The sequence below is a fragment of the Streptomyces sp. NPDC126497 genome (assembly GCF_040302425.1).
Lineage (GTDB): Bacteria > Actinomycetota > Actinomycetes > Streptomycetales > Streptomycetaceae > Streptomyces.
This window is the reverse complement of sequence record NZ_JBEORT010000013.1, coordinates 61,901-79,108: the sequence shown is the minus strand read 5'-3', so window position 1 is coordinate 79,108 and position 17,208 is coordinate 61,901. Positions and strand designations below refer to the sequence as shown.

Annotated in this window: 14 protein-coding genes and 1 pseudogene; 8 read left to right on the top strand and 7 right to left on the bottom strand. The window is 69.9% G+C overall.

The annotated features are described in order from the left end of the window. Positions 1–74: 74 nt before the first annotated feature. Positions 75–485 carry a RidA family protein gene (locus ABTY20_RS09650; protein ID WP_351996420.1) on the top strand — a complete coding sequence of 137 codons (411 nt, stop codon included), beginning with the start codon at positions 75–77 and terminating at the stop codon, positions 483–485. Between the two features lie 910 nt (positions 486–1,395). Here ABTY20_RS09650 and ABTY20_RS09645 read toward each other — a convergent pair. The 3 genes and pseudogenes from ABTY20_RS09645 to lipP1 all read right to left on the bottom strand — a co-directional run bounded on the left by ABTY20_RS09645 (position 1,396) and on the right by lipP1 (position 5,015). Continuing rightward, entirely contained in the window at positions 1,396–3,075 is a 1,680-nt protein-coding gene (locus ABTY20_RS09645) for a CocE/NonD family hydrolase (RefSeq protein ID WP_351996419.1), read from the bottom strand. Between the two features lie 258 nt (positions 3,076–3,333). Then, positions 3,334–3,492, bottom strand: a pseudogene (locus ABTY20_RS09640) (IS5/IS1182 family transposase); the annotation flags it as partial. 584 nt (positions 3,493–4,076) lie between these two features. Further along, complete coding sequence (gene lipP1 / locus ABTY20_RS09635) at positions 4,077–5,015, bottom strand: LipP1 family hormone-sensitive lipase (protein WP_351996418.1); 939 nt, start codon at positions 5,013–5,015, stop codon at positions 4,077–4,079. A gap of 105 nt (positions 5,016–5,120) precedes the next feature. Here lipP1 and ABTY20_RS09630 point away from each other — a divergent pair, with 105 nt between their 5' ends. Continuing rightward, the gene (locus ABTY20_RS09630) at positions 5,121–5,780 is read left to right on the top strand and encodes a TetR/AcrR family transcriptional regulator (RefSeq protein WP_351996417.1); all 660 of its coding nucleotides are present in this window, start codon (positions 5,121–5,123) and stop codon (positions 5,778–5,780) included. A gap of 119 nt (positions 5,781–5,899) precedes the next feature. Here the strand turns inward: ABTY20_RS09630 and ABTY20_RS35355 are convergent, their stop codons facing one another. After that, entirely contained in the window at positions 5,900–6,196 is a 297-nt protein-coding gene (locus ABTY20_RS35355) for a hypothetical protein (protein ID WP_502991779.1), read from the bottom strand. A gap of 364 nt (positions 6,197–6,560) precedes the next feature. Between ABTY20_RS35355 and ABTY20_RS09620 the strand changes: the two genes are divergently transcribed. Next, positions 6,561–8,168: an alpha/beta hydrolase gene (locus ABTY20_RS09620; protein WP_351996416.1), complete on the top strand. Its 1,608-nt coding sequence runs from the start codon at positions 6,561–6,563 to the stop codon at positions 8,166–8,168. Between the two features lie 720 nt (positions 8,169–8,888). Here ABTY20_RS09620 and ABTY20_RS09615 read toward each other — a convergent pair. Continuing rightward, positions 8,889–9,467, bottom strand: a complete 579-nt coding sequence (locus tag ABTY20_RS09615) for a TetR/AcrR family transcriptional regulator (RefSeq protein ID WP_351996415.1) — start codon at positions 9,465–9,467, stop codon at positions 8,889–8,891. Positions 9,468–9,548: 81 nt separating this feature from the next. Between ABTY20_RS09615 and ABTY20_RS09610 the strand changes: the two genes are divergently transcribed. Then, positions 9,549–10,154, top strand: a complete 606-nt coding sequence (locus tag ABTY20_RS09610) for an NAD(P)H-dependent oxidoreductase (protein WP_351996414.1) — start codon at positions 9,549–9,551, stop codon at positions 10,152–10,154. 458 nt (positions 10,155–10,612) lie between these two features. On the opposite strand, the gene ABTY20_RS09605 is transcribed toward ABTY20_RS09610, so the two are convergent. Next, the gene (locus tag ABTY20_RS09605; RefSeq protein ID WP_351996413.1) at positions 10,613–11,434 is read right to left on the bottom strand and encodes an APH(3'') family aminoglycoside O-phosphotransferase; all 822 of its coding nucleotides are present in this window, start codon (positions 11,432–11,434) and stop codon (positions 10,613–10,615) included. 595 nt (positions 11,435–12,029) lie between these two features. Between ABTY20_RS09605 and ABTY20_RS09600 the strand changes: the two genes are divergently transcribed. Then, a complete protein-coding gene (locus tag ABTY20_RS09600; RefSeq protein ID WP_351996412.1) occupies positions 12,030–12,710 on the top strand; it encodes a class I SAM-dependent methyltransferase in 681 nt (226 codons plus the stop codon). Positions 12,711–12,806: 96 nt separating this feature from the next. After that, positions 12,807–13,097, top strand: coding sequence for a hypothetical protein (locus ABTY20_RS09595; RefSeq protein WP_351996411.1), 291 nt, complete (start codon positions 12,807–12,809; stop codon positions 13,095–13,097). Positions 13,098–13,513: 416 nt separating this feature from the next. Here ABTY20_RS09595 and ABTY20_RS09590 read toward each other — a convergent pair whose 3' ends face one another. Further along, positions 13,514–13,855: an SCP2 sterol-binding domain-containing protein gene (locus ABTY20_RS09590; protein WP_351996410.1), complete on the bottom strand. Its 342-nt coding sequence runs from the start codon at positions 13,853–13,855 to the stop codon at positions 13,514–13,516. A 523-nt stretch (positions 13,856–14,378) separates the two neighbouring features. On the opposite strand from ABTY20_RS09590, the gene ABTY20_RS09585 reads away from it, so the two are divergent. Then, a complete protein-coding gene (locus ABTY20_RS09585) occupies positions 14,379–15,731 on the top strand; it encodes an MFS transporter (RefSeq protein ID WP_351996409.1) in 1,353 nt (450 codons plus the stop codon). A gap of 61 nt (positions 15,732–15,792) precedes the next feature. Continuing rightward, entirely contained in the window at positions 15,793–17,136 is a 1,344-nt protein-coding gene (locus ABTY20_RS09580) for a condensation domain-containing protein (RefSeq protein ID WP_351996408.1), read from the top strand. Positions 17,137–17,208 lie beyond the last annotated feature (72 nt).

Genomic DNA, 17,208 nt, shown 5'->3' with positions numbered 1-17,208 from the left:
GAAACCTGGTCTCGTTGAAGTGTCCTTCTTCCACTAGGTAGCTTACGGATACTTGTTTTGGAGGAGGGAAGACCATGACTGTTCAGTACTTCACCCCGGAAGGCATGCTGCAGCCGGTCCCGTACCACCACGTCGCCGTGGGCACCGGGACGAAGCACGTCCACGTCAGCGGGCAGATCGCGCGCCAGGCCGACGGGACGCCGGTCGCGCCCGGCGATCTGGCCGGGCAGGTCGCCCAGGCGCTGCGCAACACCTCCGTCGGGCTGGCAGGCGCGGGCGCATCGTTCGCAGACGTGCTGCGCCTGACGTTCTACGTGACCCAGTGGAGCCCGGAGAAGATCGGCGACTTCATGAGCGGCGTGGAGACCGTCGCCGACGAGATCGGGCTCCGGCTTCCCCTGCCGCCGGCCTCCCTCATCGGTGTGGAGTACCTCTTCGAACCGGATGTTCTCGTCGAGGTCGAAGCAACCGCACTCCTCGACTGATCTCTGAAGGGTTGCCGCCCGGCCGTGCCTTGACGTGGCCGTCGTAGAAGGGCGGCAGTGGTCGGCCCACTGCCGGCCGGCGGATGGTGGCAGTGGGTGGACCCCGCGCACCAGCGGCACAGGCCATGCCCGGACGACGAAGTGTTCCTCGACGCGGTGGCGCAGGCGCAGCCGGCCGCCTGGTGCCGGGCATCGGCGTCGTTCACGGATCGACCCGAGGCGCCGGCCCGGTACGGCGGGGGCGGGCAGGCTGGGCCGGGCGCGGTGGGAATGGGAGCGGCCCAGTGAGGGCCGGTGGTGTTCGGGCGCCGGCTGTGCGCCGCCCGCCGCGGGGACGCAGCAGGTACGGCGGGTGCGTGGGGGTACCCGGCCGCGGTGGCAGCGGGTGCGCATCGGCCATGGCCGGTGGCTGCTCGACATCGGCGGTGGGCACCCGCTGGAGTCCCTCGTGGCAGGGCCGCCGGCGGGAGAGCCGGGGCGGGCGCAGCATGGGAACCTCACTCCCTCCACGCGAGTGAACCCTGTCGGCATCCGGTCAGTCGGCCGTCAGGAATCGCTGTCTCCCAGACGTGACCAGGACCTTGCTGCGGTCCGTGGCGGTCTCCGCCCCGGCCCTGCCGCCACTGACTGTTCCTGTCTCGGCCGCCGGCGAGCCCGGCGCGGCACGCGTCGGCATCGACTGCCCGTCCGGCTACGTGTGCGTCCACCCCGGGATCGACTTCGGCGGGCAGCCCTGGGTGAGGCGCGCGGTGGACGGCAGTGTGAAGGATCTGCCCTCCACGATGCCGACCGCCGGGCCCACGTCACCGAACGGCACCCGCGCGCCTGGTACCGCGAGCGCGACCTCCTGCCCGGCAACCGGGTTTCCAGGGCGGGTGCGCGCTGCCGGCGCCCCGCGAGGGGGCGGGTGCTACGCCAGGGGGGCGAGGGGGATGTCGATGTAGGACTCGTTGTCCCTGGGGGAGGTGATCTCGAGGGCGGAGGGGATGGTGTTGTCGTCCGCGAAGAACGGGTCGTAGCTGTCGATGATGAGCTGCAGCTGGCGGCCCTTGGCGAGGACGTAGTGGGCGGGCTGCAGGCGGAAGGTCACTGTGGCGGCCTGCTGGTCGGTGAGGGTGTAGGGGGCGTGGGTGATGATGGCGGCCCGGCCGGTGGCGGGGTCGCAGTCCAGCAGGTAGGCGACGAAGGTGGCGTTGTTCGTCTGCGGCTTTACGGTGACCTTGGCCTCCACGTCGCCCTGGATGCGCATGGGCTGCTCCAGCGGCACGGTCGTCCAGACCGCGGCGACATCGCGTTTGATGTCGGCGGTCTTGTAGACGTGGGGCAGTCCGACTCGCTCCATCAGACCGGTCTGGACGAGTTTGGGGGCGACAACGACCCCTGTGTCCGGGCCGGCTGCCTGAACGGAGCGGGTCCAGCCCGCCTGCGGCCGGTCCTGCGTCATGGGTGCGTCCTGCTGCCCGGCCGGCACGGCGTCGAGGTGGAAGCGCTGCACCGGCAGGGCGTAGCCCGCCCAGTCGGGGTGGGTGAGGTCGGACAGGAGGTTGTGCATGTACTCCGAGCGGATGCCGAACTGCGGCTTCGCGCCGTCGCCCGCGCTGCCGCCGAGGTGGTGGTCCATCCAGCGGTAGGTCATCTCGGTGGGCTTGGAGATGGTGCCGAACAGGCCGGGCAGTTCGCCGTTGCCGTGGTCGCCGATCTGCACCAGCAGTGATTTGGGGCCCTGCAGCTTGGTGAAGAGGTCGATGACGGCGGGCACGGAGAAGATCGTCTCGTGCCAGTAGGTGGTCATCAGGACCGGCAGCTTGCGGTCGTTGTAGGTCTTCAGGTGCTGGATCGGCGAGCGGAGGGAGGCGAACTCCTTGACCTCGTCGTCGATGACGTTGTCGCGGACCTTCTTGATGATGTTCTGGAACTCCGCCGAGCAGCGCTCTTCGTGGAACAGGGCCACGAGTGCCTCGAACGCCTTGATGTGCCGGGTGCCGTTTTCGAAGAGCGAGGCGAACAGGTCGCCCCAGGCGCTGGTGCCGGCGACGACCTTGACGCGGGGGTCCTGTGCGGCCAGCAGCAGGCTGGTCCCGGCGCCGTAGGAGGCGCCGAAGCACCCGATCCGGTCCGCGTCGACGCCTTCCAGACCGGTGAGCCAGTTGAGGATCTCGACGCCGTCGGCGACGTCCTGGGGTCCGGCGACCTGGATCTCGCCCTCGGAGCGAGCCAGACCCCGCTGGCTGTAGGTCAGGACGGCGTAGCCGCCGAGCGTCCAGCGTGGGATCGTGCCGAAGTAGGCCAGTCGGCCAAGGTCGTTCAGCGGGGCGGGCATGACGATGGCAGGGCAGGTCCGCCCCGGAGCGAGTCCGCGCGGCATGCTCAGCCCGGCGTCGATCCGGGTCCCGTCCGACATGACGATCGGGAACTCCCGGTACTGCGCGGTCTCCGCCTGCACCTCGAAGACGTCGGCAAGACCCCACTGGTCGAGCATGCCGATCCGGCGCGGCGACGGGTCGAGCAGCGCCACACGGATCGCCTCCAGCATGGCGACGTCGTCGGGGCTGAGAGCGAACGGGTTCTCGGGGGAACCGTTGACCGGCATGGATGTCCCGCCTTCCTCGACAGTTTCTCTGACGATGTGTCATAAACATGGTCGTATCGAAATGATCACTCCTGAAAGGTGAAACGCGCCCGCCACTCGAACGAGTGACAGGCATCTGCTGACACACGAATCGACCGGCGTCGGATTCCTTGCCCAGCTGGACAGACGATCTCCTGCTCGGACCGCTGCCAATGACCGAAGCGAGGAACCCGAGCGCCGGTCACACCAGCCTCCCGAACCGTGCATTCAAGCCGGCGGAAGCTCACACGACATCACCTTCCGGCGCCGGATCCCTCCCCGTCCCTCGTCGGGACGGTGGTGCCGGGGCGTCGTCCCTTCTTTCGGGACCCGCGGCCGGGTCTTGCGGGTGCCGGTCGCATGCCGATGGGCTCGGCGCGATGCCGAGTCGGCACCAAGCCGGACAGGTGTCCCGCTGGCCGGTGCCGGCGGGGCGAGGAGGGCCGTCCAGTCGGTGCGGCAGTCGCGCCATCCGTCGTCGAGCTGAGTGACGGCCGGAGCCGCGAATGCGTCGGCGCGACGCCCGCCCAGGACGCGGTGGCGGATGCCGGCCGGCCTGGCGTCGTCGGTGCCGGCTCGGCGGACGAAGATCCCGATGGCGAGTGATGGACACACGCCGGGGAAGCTCCGGGCTGGTATGTCCGAAGTCTGGCCTTCCGGGTGCAGTCGATGATCCACCCCTCGGAGGCGTAGGGCATGTCCGGCAACCCCCGACAGCGGGGTTTCGGCGTGCCCTTCGGCAGGCGTCGTTCGGGAGCCGGGCCGGTGAGGACGACCACCGTGACGGGCCGCGATCACCGACGGCGCCAGGAACGTCAGCAGGGCGTGTGGCCATGAACTGGAGGGTGGGATGACGCCGGTCACCGCCAGCGGCACGGTGAGCCGAGGGAGCCTCCGGGCCGGCGAGGGGGACGACCGTGTCCGTTCCGATCCCGATGTCGTCGGAGCCCGGACCGGAGCGCTCACCGTTGGGTGGCCCGCCCTCACGCAAGGGCTGCGCCGATGGCGTCGCCGATCTCGTTCAGCACGTCGCGCGAGACCCGGACGTCGCGGGTGAAGGACAGGAATGCGTGGGGCACTCCCCCGACCGGTCGGTGCGTCACCGGTACTCCGGCCTCGCGGAGGGCGTCCGCGTATCGGACGCCCTGGTCGCGCAGTGGGTCGAACTCGGCAGTGACGATGAACGTGGCCGGGAGCCCGGTGAGGTCTTCCGCGCGCAGCGGAGAGACGCGGGGGTCGGCGCCCTCGTCGGGGGTGTTCAGGTAGGCGCCCCAGAACCACTCGAGCCAAGGGCGCGTCAGCAGGGGGCCGGCAGCGTTGTCGTACAGCGATGCGCTGTCGTCGAAACGGTCGGTTGCGGGATAGGCGAGGGCCTGGAAGGTGACGGTCGGTCCGCCGCGTCGCTTCGCTTCCTGCGCGGTGACGGCGGCGAGGTTGCCTCCCGCGCTCTCTCCGAACAGGGCGATGCGCTTCGGATCGGCGCCGAAGGTGCCGGCGTTCCGCTCGACCCACCGCAGCGCCGCGTAGGCGTCTTCGACGGCTCCCGGGAACCGGTGCTCCGGCGCCAGCCGGTAGCCGACGGAGACGACGACGGTCTTCGACCGCGTCGCGACCACCCTGGCGAAGTGGTCCTGGCTGTCGAGGTCCCCGAACACCCAGCCGCCGCCGTGGAAGAACACCGTCACCGGGGCGGGCGAGCCCGTCGGGACCGTCTCGGGTGTGTAGACGCGGATCGGGACGTCATGGCCACCGTTGCGGAAGGTCGTGTCGCGAACGTCGCGAACCGGGACGGCGTCACCGGCGAACGAGGCGAACGCACGGCCGATGGCGCGGTTCTCCGCCACGGTGAGGGTGTTGGCTGCGGGCGCGGGGTTCGCGGCCAAGTCATCGAGCAGGGCCTGGATCTGCGGGTCGAGAGTCATGAGCTGCGCCTTTCACGGCTGCTGGAACGATCTTGGAATGATCACTCCAACCGTAGGTATCGCAAGATTGGAAAGTCAATTCCAATCTTTGGTAGGCTGGCTCTCATGCAGACGCGCAGTGGCGAGACCCGGGTCAAGGCAGCGAGTACCGAGGGGGGTCGTCGTACGCGGGACCGCATCCTGCGCGCCGCTGCCGAGCTGATGTTCAAGCAGGGCGTCGCCGGCACGAGCATCCCCGACGTGCAACGCCGAGCTCAGGTGAGTGCCTCGCAGATCTACCACTACTTCGGGGACAAGAAGGGCCTCACGGCGGCGGTGATCGAGTACCAGAGCACCGTGAAGCTCGAACAGCAGCGGCCCCTGCTCGACCACCTCGACAGCATCGACGCGTTGCGTGAGTGGTGCGAACGCGCCGCCGTCCGCCTGGACGCGGTGCACTGCGCCGGAGGGTGCGAGATCGGCTCGCTCGCGAGCGAGCTGTCGGACATCGACCCCTCAGCCCGTCTCGGCCTGGCCACGGGATTCGCTGCGTGGCAGGCGGCGATCGAATCCGGGCTTGCTCGCATGCGTGAGCGCGGCGACCTCGGAGCCGACGAGGACATTTCGGCGCTTGCGGTCACGCTGCTGGCCGCGATACAAGGCGGCATGCTCCTGGCACAGGTGAGCCAGGACGCCACCCCGTACCGCCGGGCGGTCAACGTGGTCATCGACCACATCGCAGACCGCGTCGCGGCGGCTCAAGCTTCGCGGTCGACCGGTCGCTGAACACGGGCGGTTCCCCGGCGGCTGCTCCTGCGCCGAGCGCCGACGGGGCTCTCCATGCCACCCGGCCAACGAATCCCGCCTTGACGGCGGTGCCGCCTCGGGTCAGCACCCTGTGGGTGTCACGGGTTCCAGGTCATGGTGGCGCAGACCCGGTCGAAGCGCCGTGCTGCCAGGTCCTGCCGGGAGATCGACCAGGAGGAGAGGGCCCTCTCCCGGCCATCGGGCCCGTGTTGCCACTGTTCGACAGGGGGATCGCGCCGGGTGAGGAGCGGATCGTGGACGCTCAGCGGTGCAGCGTGACGGTCACGCCGCGTGCCCTGAGTTCGGTCACCACGGAACCGGGGATGCTCGACAGCAAGGTTGCGCCCACCGGTGAGGGCCTGTTGAACGCCGAAATCGCCCACCGAACCGGTCATCGGCCACGAGGCCGTGAAGACCTACGTCTTCCGCATTCTCACCGAACTGCATCTCCGCGACCGCGTTCAGGTGGTGGCCCTGGTCTATCGGGCGGAATTGGCTGGGGACGGCAACCGAGCCTGACGGCCCTGTGATGCCGTGCGGCGCGGTAAGCCGGCAGCAGCGGCTCGTTCCCGCCCACAGCTCATCCGATACGCCCCACGGCGGCCGCTCCGTTCTCAGGGGCGGCCCAGGATCCCCCGAGCGAGCTACCTGTTTTGTCCTCTCTGGGGTGACGCGCGCCACCGGTGGTCTCTTGTTGACTCGGATCGTCAACACAACGGCCGGACAAGGCCGACCAGCCCACTAGCCAAGGACAACAGCATGACCACGACACGCAGTTCCGCGCAGCACGGTTTCCCCAGAGGCCGCCGAATCGCCGCAGCTCTGCTGGTTTCCACGCTGGCAGGAACCGCATTGGCCGCGTGTGGCGCCGACGCCAAGGGCTCGCAACCGGCCGAGGGCTCCGGCAAGAGCGTCGGCGAGACCACGGGCGACACCAAGATCGCCTGGGGCAAGTGCCCGGCCCTGCCCGGAGGACAAACACGTGACCCCCACCTGGCCTGTGGAACGTTAAAGGTGCCACTCGACTACCAGAACCCGGGCGGCACGAAGATCGACGTGGCGGTCTCCCGGCTGTCCACCGCACAGCCCGGGAAGCGACATGGCGTTCTGCTGCTGAACCCCGGCGGGCCAGCCCTGGGCGGTCTCGACATGCCCGAAACCATGGCGTCCGCACTGCCGAAGTCCGTGCTGGACCGCTATGACCTGATCGGTTTCGACCCGCGCGGTGTCGAACACAGCACCCCGCAGAGTTGCGGTCTGCAGGACCCCAGCGTGTCCGGGCGCTTCCCCTATCCTGCCGCAGACGGCTCGATCACCAAGAACGTGGCCCTCGCCGAAGCCGACGCCAGGAAGTGCGCCGACACGGTGGGCAAGAACCTGCGGTACTACAACACCGCCAACACCGCCCGCGACATGGACCGCATCCGTCAGGCGCTCGGTGAGAAGAAGATTTCCTACTGGGGCCAGTCCTACGGCACCTACCTCGGCGCCGTCTACCGCTCCTTCTTCCAAGACCACACAGACCGGATGGTCCTGGAGGGCAACGTCGACCCCACCAAGGTATGGGCCAACCAGGTGGCGGAAACCTGGGGCAGGGGCACGGCCGACCGGTTCCCCGATGCCGCCCGCGTCGCCGCGGCGCAGGCCGGCACCCTCAAGCTGGGCACAAACATCGCGCAGGTGACCCGCACCTACCTCGCCCTCGCCGACCGGCTCGACCGCATGCCCGCAGCGATTCCCGGCACATCGGTGTCGCTGGACGGGGCGCTGCTGCGGAACATGACCTATGCCCTGCTTCTGCACAACGACACACTTCCCGTGCTCGTCAAGTTCTGGAAGGCCGCCGACGACCTGGCCCACGGCAGCGCCACGGCCGCCGACACCGCTGTTCTCAAGGAGGTGTTCGCCGACACACCGACGTCCCCGGGCATCCCCGCGGACAACCAGGCCACCATGTTCATGGCTCTCACCTGCGGCGACGCCGAATGGCCGCACGACATCGACGGCTACGCCGCCCGCACCACCGCCGACCGCGAGAAGTGGCCGCTCACCGCGGGCATGCCCGCCAACATCTGGGCATGCGCCTACTGGGACAAGCCGGCTGAGGCGGCTGCCAAGGTCGTGAAGGGCGGCCCGCGCAACACCCTGATCCTGCAGAACCGCCGCGACAATGCCACCCCGTGGGAAAGCGGCGTCGGGCTGCACAAGTCCCTCGGCGACGGCTCTGCCTTCGTCGGCGTCGACAACGGCGGGCACTACGTCTACGGCGAAGGCTCCGCCTGCGCCGACAAGGCCACCGTCGGCTTCCTGATCACCGGCCACCTGCCGGACAAGAACGTCTACTGCACCGACGTCACCCGGAAGTAACCCGCCAGAACGCGGTGCTTCCCTGTCCGGCCCGCTGTCCGGCTGGAGTCGCCTCGATGGGGTCGATGGAAGTCGCCCCCAGCCATCACGGCGATGGCCGAGAACCGCTGCATCGATACTCGAAACAGCCCCGCGGAGCATGTCCACCCGTCATCCTGCCACAGCGGGGGGCTCCGAGACCCGTCAGAGAGGGGCTCAGGCTCGGTCAGGGGACGGTCACGGGCGTTGCGACCGTTGCATTTTCGGCCATCGACGGGATGAGGCCGACGGGCCGTGGGTCCCATGCTCTGGAGTGCGTTGGCGGCGAGACCGACTGTCGAGGGGGCGCAGCGGAGGCGGCCCGCGATGTCCCGCATCGTTGGCGGTTCGGTAAATGGCTGACAGTCGCGGCGGGACGGTGCTTGTCACGGGCGGAACGGTTTACCCAGCCAGCCGGGTGATAGCGGCCCTGCTCCAGCACCGCTACCGGCCGCGCACCACCGTGCGCAACCTCGGCGAGGCGGCACAGGTGCGTGACGCCGTCGGCGAGCGAACCGGCGAGGACGCGGCCGGGACCATTGGCCTCGCGGCCGCTGACCTCCTCAGTGAACGCCTGGGTCTGCCGCACTCGGCACCTTCCACGAGTACACCCGTGCGGCCCGACCAGCATGGGTCAGGCATTCGGCACCTGCGGGGTGGGGAGGTTGTCGACGCGAGAGCGGCTGTGTGGCTCCGAGTCCTTCAGTCAGAGGCGTTGACAAGGCCGAGCAACACGGTGGTGATGGTCGACCGGGCGAGTTCCGGGCTGATCGTTCCACGGGCGGCCGCATGGCCGAGCGCGTCCGCGGCGCCCACGAATGCGATGGCTGCTTCCTCACCGAGGTCCGCAGCGCCGTCGGCGCTTCGTATGGCTTGCCGACAGATGTCCACGTAGCGGCGCTCGGATTCTCGCCTGGCTTCCTCGAGGGCCGGTGTGCCGGCCAGCGCGGCCACCACTCCACTGAGTTCGACGCCCTGGGAGACGATGCACGCGACGTGAGCCGTCGCGATCGCTTCGACCCGCTGCCGCACATCCGGCGGGGTGTGCGCTATCGCAGCATGCAGGTCGGCGAGGTGTCGCTGGTCGAAGTCCTGGTACAGCGAGAGGAGAAGCGCCGAGCGCGAGGAGAAGTGGTCGTAGACGACGGGCTTGGAGATCCCTGCTCTGCTCGCCAGGTACGCGAGCGTGAGCGCGTCCGCACCTTCGGTGGCGATCACGTCGCGGGCAATACCGACGAGCTGGGCCCGCCGCTCGGCACTGGAGAGTCGTCGCTCGGCCATACCCGGCAGTCTCTCACCCACCAGTAACCTACTACTAGTAACCTACTAGTAGTAGGTTGTCCCTGAGGGAGAGAAGCTGTCATGCACACCCTGCTGGTCGCCGCGAACCCGGACCCCCAGTCCCTGACGCATCACGTGCTGGAAAAACTCGAGGCGGCACTCCACCCCGTGTCGGTCGAGGTCGCCGACCTGGCCAAGGAGCGGTTCGACCCCGCGTTCACCCTGGCGGATCGCCGGGCGTACCGCGAGGGCGGCAACTATCCGGCCGACGTCGTCGGTGAGCACCGTCGTCTCGAGCGCGCCACCGATCTCGTATTGGTCTTCCCCGTGTACTGGTGGTCGATGCCCGCGCTGCTGAAGGGGTGGATAGACCGCGTCTTCGTCAACGGCTGGGCCTTCGAGCACTCCCCGGCTTCGGGCCTGCGACCGAAACTTCAGGCACTCACCACGCATCTTCTGCCCATCGCCGGCGACGACTCCGGCGCATACGAGCGCCACGGGTACGAGGAAGCACTGCGAACGCAGATCGAGCACGGAATCGTCGACTACTGCGGCAGCCGACGCGGTGCCACAGCGTTCATCCACGAGTCCGAGCAGGCTTCCTCCGAGGCCACGGCGCGGAGTGTCGACCGCGCGGTGCGGATCATCAGTGGAGCCGTCCACGCCCGCTCGCGGACACTGTCCTGATACTCCAGCCGGACTTCTGCAGGTGTCCTGGTCAACGGCCTGGCGGTGGGGAGCGCAGCGGGGGTTCGGCATGTGCGGGACGGTCCTGGGCCGGCTGACCCGCCAACGGGCGCCCGCGCCGCATGTAGTGACGGCGGCGGGCACGTGCTTGGTGACGGCGTCGCCGTCGGAACCGGTTCATCGCGTGGTCGCGGCGTGCAGGAGGGCGGCGGGGTCCAACTGCCGACAGACGACGGTTTTCGGTCGGTGTGAGGGCCATGAGGCCGGGTGTGTCGGCCTCGTGGCCCCTTTTCCGCGCTCCTGCACGGCCGTGCGGGCTGTTCGGCAGCCTTCCCCGGTCCTCCGTAAGGCGGCAGGCCACCGGCCTTCGACCGGGAGGCGTGCAAGCAGCGCACCTGGCCGGACTCCGCATCACCGGTATCTTCCTCCGGTCCGCCCGATGGCCCCCAGGAAATCGATCAGCCCCAGGTGAGCGGATCGAGATGGAGGTAGAAGCGCAGGCGGTCGTGGTCGAGGGCGATGCCGTACCTCTCGGCGAAGGCCACGTCCGCAACCCGAGCCTGCTCCTCGTCCGTCCATGTCTCTCGCGCGTTGGCGAGCAGCAGTGCCAGGTCGGCGTAGCGGTCGGCCAGTCCGAGGCGGCCCAGGTCGATGAAGCCCGACACGTCCAGGGTCTGCGGATCGAGGATGATGTTGGGCAGGCACAGGTCCCCGTGGCAAACGACCGTGTCGGCGGCTTCCTGCTCCCGTCGCCGTGAGACCTGCCGGGTGAGGCGGTCCAGCAGCTCCACGGTGGGCGTCTGCTGCTGGTCGACGGGGAGGAACTCGGGGTTGACGGCGTCACGGGTCACCACGTCACGCGCCACGGCGACCATAGCGTCCAGATCCCGGCGGAAAGGGCACTGAGGCACGGGCACCTCGTGCAGGCGGCGGACTGTGTCCGCGATGCGTTCCCAGGCGACTCGCAGTTCCTCAGCGGGCACTTGATCAGCAGGTATGCCGGAGACAGCACTCGTCACCAGACAGGCGCCGGCGTCACCGGACTGCCAGTCGAGCACTCGGGGACCGGGTACACCCTGACCGCTCAGCCATGCGACCCGGTCGCGCTCGGCTTTCAGGTCGGCTGCATCCGCAGCGGGCACGCACTTGGCATATCGAGTGGCGTCTGCGCTGCGAAAGACAGTCGCTCCCGACTCGCCTGCGGTGACAGGCAACCAGCCGCCGTCATCCACACCGAGCAGCACCGGCGACACGGTCTGAGTTCCGCGGCGATCGCTCATGACGGCCACTCTAGCCAGCCCGGCATTAGGGGATCAGGACCGCAGGATCTCTGCCCTGACACCGCGCCCGACGTGCAGCAAGGCGTGATCCGAACGAAGCAGCCCGGTCGCCGCCTCCGCCGACGCCACGCGGACCGGCCCATCAGGTCACCGAGGTGATCTCCGGCTACGAAAATCTTGCCAGGGCCACTTCAGCGAGCACGGCGGCGTCTCGCCCCACCTCCGGCCTCGCCGCCGCCTGATGACAGCCTCCGCCCACCGAGCCGAGAGGATCACCCGCTTCGGCATCCGGGGTCGGATCACCAGCGTCGCCGGCTCGCCCGCCACGGCCTGAAGGCCCGTCCGTCAGGACGTCGTCCGCGGTGCTCCGGGCGCCGAAGCCCGATCCGATCGTGTGCTGAGGTGTCGTCATGACGGAGACGCCGGATGCTGGACCGCACTCCAGGGCAAGGGCATCACGCCGCCCGCTGAAGGCCCCGACGGCGGTGCAGCCGTGCTACGGCTGCACCCGGCCGTCCCCCGCCCCTCGGGCGCCGGTTTGCCGGAGCGGCAACACAAGTGGCGTGGCCGGGCTTCGATGGGCGACGGTGGGCCCATGAGTGAAGACATCACGGCGGGATCGCCCGCGTCCGACACCCCCTTGCCCGGCGACGGATACCTCGGAGACCCCGCGGTACGGGCGGAGTGGGACAATCGGTATGCCGAGCGACGACAGCTGTGGAGCGGCCGGCCCAACGGCGCGCTCGTGGCCGAGGTCGCCGGTCTCACACCCGGACGGGTGCTCGACGTCGGCTGCGGCGAGGGCGCGGACGCCGTCTGGCTCGCGCGCGGCGGCTGGGACGTGACTGCGCTCGAGGTCTCGGGCGTGGCGCTGGAGCGGGCGGCCGGGCACGCCCGGGACGCGGGCGTCGCCATTCACTGGGTGCACGCTGCACTGACGGAAGCGGCGCTCCCGCCGGCCTCCTTCGACCTGGTCTCCGCGCAGTACCCGGCCCTGCTGCGCACCCCCGACGCCGCAGCCGAGCGAGCGCTGCTCGCGGCCGTCGCACCCGGCGGCGTGCTGCTGCTTGTACACCATGCGGGGATGGAGACCCAGCAGACACACGACAGTGGCTTCGACCCGGCCGACTACGTCTGGCCCTCGATGGTCACCGCCCTGCTCGACGACGACTGGAAGGTCGAGGTGAACGAACAACGGCCACGCGTGGCGCCCGACGGCGGCGCCGGCGCGCACCATACCGACGACCTTGTGCTGCGTGCGCGACGGCTGCGCTGAACCCTCCGCCCGCAGCAGGCCTGGCAACCGATCAGCACGGGTGACTGAGCCACGGCTGCCGCTTCCCGGCCTTCCTCCTGCGATCCGGTCGATCCGGTGGCGGCCGCGCAGATCGCTTCCGGCTCGCAGGCTCTTCGTTGCACCTGCACCACCGCCGAGGGATACGAGGCCGTCGGCTTCGTGAACGACCCCGCCGGCGGTGAGTGCATCAGCCTTCCCCCGCCCGGCTCTGCTCCCGGGACGGCCTCGGGGTCGCCACAGAACCGCACGGACGCCACCGCGACCTTCTTCCTCGATGCCGACTGTGAAGGTGACACCTACTACACCCTGCTTCCGGGCGCGGGCGCATCCGAGCGCCTGCTCCTGCGTTCCGTCGTCTTCTCCTGAAGCAGTCACCGCAGGGCGCTGTCGCTGCCGGCAGGGCATCAGCAGCGGTCCGCACCCGGAGCCGGCGGCGAGGTCAAGGGCAAGACCTCCCGGAGCAGGACGCGGCGCGGGGCGGAGGCTTCGCCGGGTTCCAGCTGCGCTTGAAGGTGCCGTCGGCCTGCTGCGCACCGAGCAGGTGCAGCGGGGCGCGCCACCGGTAGTGGCGCGTTATTCCCTCACAGCGTTCGGGACGGCCGCGCGGTGCCGCGCGCCCCGGGAGGCGATCGCAGCCGCGACGTCTCCCAGGACTCGGGCCCTCGTCGACGATGTGCTCCGCTGCGCCGTGCGCGAGGAGCCGTTCGACGGCAGCGTTCAGCCCGGAGCGGTGAGCCGTTCCACGGTCGGCGGTCCGCGGCGCTGCCGCTGTGGCCAGCAGGTCACCCGCGGGTCATGTCCAGCAGCTTCTGCAGCTTCATGGCCTGCATCGGGTCACCGGTGACTTGCATCTTGCCGGCGAAGTAGAGCGGCATCGCGGCGTTGGGGTCGTCGTGGAACGTCTGGAAGTCCTGTGCGGTCATCGTGATGCCTGCCTGCTCCCCGCCAGGGCTTCCCTGGATGACCTTGGGTCCGGTCGGCGAGGCGTCGACCTGCCATTGGCCACCGCCGTCGCCGGTGATGTTCATCTGGTAGATCACGTCGAACGATTTCACCTGATCCGGGTTCCGGGTGAACGCCTCCGGAAGTGTGGTGTCGAACAGTTGCTGGACGTCGACGGGCACTGCTCCTCCATCGGAATCCTCGGTGCTGCGGGTTCGCAAGGCCGGCATACCTGCCTTGACAGGCAGAGAACCACCCGAAGGACGGCGGACGAGCGGCACCCGTCGGCGGTGTGAGAAGCAGGGCGGAAGTCGGCAGTGAGGCTCGTCGCCGAGCACGGTCATGCGCCTGGAGACCGTCTTCGCTCGGGTCGTCGGGTCGTCGGCCGGGCCGGATGCCACCTCGCAGGCGCCGTCGACGCCATATCAGACGGAATGATCAACTCCGACCGCGCACGCCAAGCTGGTGATCATTTTCGGACATGACGGTCACCCGAGCCGCCGAGTGCGCACCGGCCGGTACCGCAACCCGCCGGACCGGAGTCGTCCACACACCGTGAACTCGGCACGCCATCGGTAGTTCATCCGACAGACATCGCGATCCGCTGAAAATTTTTCTGGTGCAGCGCGAGAACGCTGGAAGAAATGACCAAAAGCGCCCATCCCGTTTTGACTCTTGATCGACTGCTCACCGAAGGTCGTTCACATGTCCGTCACACCCCGTGCCGCAGCCGAAGGCCTCCTGCGCATGCGCGACTTCAGGTTGCTGCTCGCCGGAGCGGCGGCCGCGCAGTTCGGCGCCCACGTCGCTCTGGTCGCCCTGCCGCTCGTGGCCGTGCTCGAACTCGACGCGTCCGCTTTCCAGGTCGGGCTGCTCACAGCCGCCGAAACCGCCGCGTTCCTGGTGATCGGGCTGCCTGCCGGGGCCTGGGTCGACCGTATGCGCAAGGTGCCGTTGATGATCCGGACGGATGTCGTACGGGCCGCGGCCATGGCGAGCGTTCCCGCGGCGGGCGTGGCCGGCGTCCTGACGATGACCCAGCTGTACGCCGTCGCTCTCGTCGTCGGTGTCGCCACCGTCTTCTTCGACGTCGCCCACCAGAGTTTCCTGCCCCGTCTCCTGCCGCAGAACCAACTGGTGAAGGGCAATGGGGCGCTGGAGACCGTACGGTCGTCCGCGCAGGTGACGGGTCCGGGACTCGGTGGCGGCCTGGTCCAGCTCCTCGGCGCCCACCTGGCCGTCGCCGCCGACGCCATCGGTTACGCCCTCTCCGCACTCTGCCTGTGGCGGATCAAGCAACCGGAGCCCCGTCCCGAAGCCGTCCCCGGCGCGTCGCTGCGCGCGGACATCGGCGAAGGGCTGCACTTCGTGCTGGGCCAGCCGCTGCTGCGGGTGATCGCCGTCGCCACCGGACTCGGCAACTTCTTCACCGCACTGCTGATGGCCACCCAGACAGTGTTCCTGGTCCGCGTCCTGGGTCTCGAGCCCGGGGCGGTCGGTCTCGTGCTGTCCGCCGCGGCCATCGGCGGACTGGCGGGCGCGCTGGCCGCGGGCGCGCTCGCCGCCCGATGGGGGCAGGCCCGGGTCATCTGGTTCTCCCCACTGGTCACGGGGCCGTTCGCGCTGCTGTGGCCTCTGTCGGAGCGAACGGGGGGTGCCGCGCTGTTCGCGCTCGGTTCGGGCGTCGTCTTCTTCGGCGCCGTGGTCTACAACGTCGCCCAGGTGAGCTTCCGCCAGGTCCTGTGTCCGCCGCACCTGCTGGGCCGGATGAACGCCACTTTGCGCTTCCTGATGTGGGGCACGCTGCCGCTCGGGGCGCTGGCCGGCGGGGCGCTCGCCGACGGCTTCGGTGCCCGTGCCGCCCTGCTGTGCTGCGCGGCCGGTTTCCTCACCGTACCGCTGCCGCTGCTGCTCTCCGAACTGCGCAGGATGCGCGACCTGCCCACCGGCCCCGATGCCGTGCGCCCCGCCACCCCGGGCACCGAAACAGCCGGGGCCACCGTCAACGGGGCCGAGGCCGGACCCGACGGGCGGGACAGGACGACGCCGCTCGGCTGACCGGGCCTGCCGAAACGCCGTGCGCAACGACGACACCGTGGACGACGACGGAGAGAATCACGTGCTCAGCATCACGGGCCAGTACCTGGCTCGCTACCGGGAACTCACCACGGGCGCCGGGGCCCCTGCCCTGCTGCCCGTAACCGGAGCCCAGCGTCGCTTCGCACTGGTGCGTGCGCTGGATCCCACCGGGCGACCGGACCTCGTTCCGATGTTCTTCGCCTTCCCGCGCGGCACGGTGGATCCGCCGCGCCTCGCCGCCGCGGCGAGACGTCTCGCCTCGCTGCACCCCGTGCTCCGCAGCCGTCCCACCGTGGTGCGCGGCACTCCCGTGCTCCGCATGGCGGAGCCGGAGGTTCCGCTCATCCGCGTGCCCCGGGCGTCCGGTGAGGGCGCCGACACGGCTCTGCGCCGGGCGCTGGGCGCGTGGGCGCCCGACGGCCCCCCCATACGGTTGTTCCTCACCGGCGACACGACGGACGGTGACCGGGACCGCGTGCCCTCCCCGTGCGGCGACGAGCCGTCGGAGGTGCTCGCGGTCGTCCTCGACCACGCGGCGTGCGACGGGCGGACACTGGCCCGTATCGTCGAGGAACTCGGCGCCGCCTACGCCGAGGGACAACAAGCGCACATGCCGGCGCCCAGCGAGGTCGCCGCCGAACTGACCGCCTACCACGAGGCCGTCCTGCTCCAGTTGGGCGTCGAGGAGCGTGCGGAGGCACCCGAGGCGCTGGCGTACTGGGGTGAACGGCTGCGGGCCGTCCGCGACCGCGCTCCCGCCGCGCGGCCCGGCCTCCCGGCGGCCGGGGAACCGCCGAGTGGTTCGGCTTCGGTGTCGCTGCCCACGTCCGCCGCGGGTGTGCCCTTCTCCGACCTGCTGAACGCCTGCCGACCCGCCGTCCGCGCACTGTACGGTCCGGGCCACACGGTACCGCTCGGCTATCCGTGGGGCGGCCGTCCGCCCGGCGCGGAGGGGGTGCTCGGCTGCTTCCTCAACACGGTGGTCTTCCCGGCCGTGGCGGGGGCGGCCCCCTCCGGCACCGGGGCCACCGCCGATGCCTGGTGGGAGGACCTGGACCGGGCCGACGTGCCCTTCGACGCGGTCGTGCGCGCGGCCCGGGAGGCCGGGTCCGGCTGGTCCGGCCGCCTCGACGGACTGCTGACCGTCGACGACGTCGCGCAACGCCCCTCGCTCCGCCTGGCCGGCGTCGAAGGCCGGGAGACCCACATCGACGGCAGACCCGTACGCGGACCGTTCGCCGTCTCCGTCACCCACGGTCGCGAACTGCACCTGCGCATGGTGTGGGACCGCGCCGTGACGGCCGATCGCACCGCCCTCGACGCCTTCGACGCGCTCACCGAAGCACTCCGCGCAAGAACTCCGACGGCGCCAGCCGTCAGTTGACCACCACTCGCACCACCCTCGCACCACCTCCCGCCCCTCCCCCGACGGAACCCGTCCGCGCGATCCGCGGCC

Excerpts from the sequence above, each read along its gene's own strand:
- ABTY20_RS09610 (WP_351996414.1), top strand. The coding sequence starts at position 9,549 with ATGCACACCCTGCTGGTCGCCGCGAACCCGGACCCCCAGTCCCTGACG.
- ABTY20_RS09605 (WP_351996413.1), bottom strand. The coding sequence starts at position 11,434 with ATGAGCGATCGCCGCGGAACTCAGACCGTGTCGCCGGTGCTGCTCGGT.
- ABTY20_RS09645 (WP_351996419.1), bottom strand. The coding sequence starts at position 3,075 with ATGCCGGTCAACGGTTCCCCCGAGAACCCGTTCGCTCTCAGCCCCGAC.
- ABTY20_RS09620 (WP_351996416.1), top strand. The coding sequence starts at position 6,561 with ATGACCACGACACGCAGTTCCGCGCAGCACGGTTTCCCCAGAGGCCGC.
- ABTY20_RS09630 (WP_351996417.1), top strand. The coding sequence starts at position 5,121 with ATGCAGACGCGCAGTGGCGAGACCCGGGTCAAGGCAGCGAGTACCGAG.
- ABTY20_RS09585 (WP_351996409.1), top strand. The coding sequence starts at position 14,379 with ATGTCCGTCACACCCCGTGCCGCAGCCGAAGGCCTCCTGCGCATGCGC.
- ABTY20_RS09615 (WP_351996415.1), bottom strand. The coding sequence starts at position 9,467 with ATGGCCGAGCGACGACTCTCCAGTGCCGAGCGGCGGGCCCAGCTCGTC.
- lipP1 (WP_351996418.1), bottom strand. The coding sequence starts at position 5,015 with ATGACTCTCGACCCGCAGATCCAGGCCCTGCTCGATGACTTGGCCGCG.
- ABTY20_RS35355 (WP_502991779.1), bottom strand. The coding sequence starts at position 6,196 with ATGACCGGTTCGGTGGGCGATTTCGGCGTTCAACAGGCCCTCACCGGT.
- ABTY20_RS09600 (WP_351996412.1), top strand. The coding sequence starts at position 12,030 with ATGAGTGAAGACATCACGGCGGGATCGCCCGCGTCCGACACCCCCTTG.
- ABTY20_RS09650 (WP_351996420.1), top strand. The coding sequence starts at position 75 with ATGACTGTTCAGTACTTCACCCCGGAAGGCATGCTGCAGCCGGTCCCG.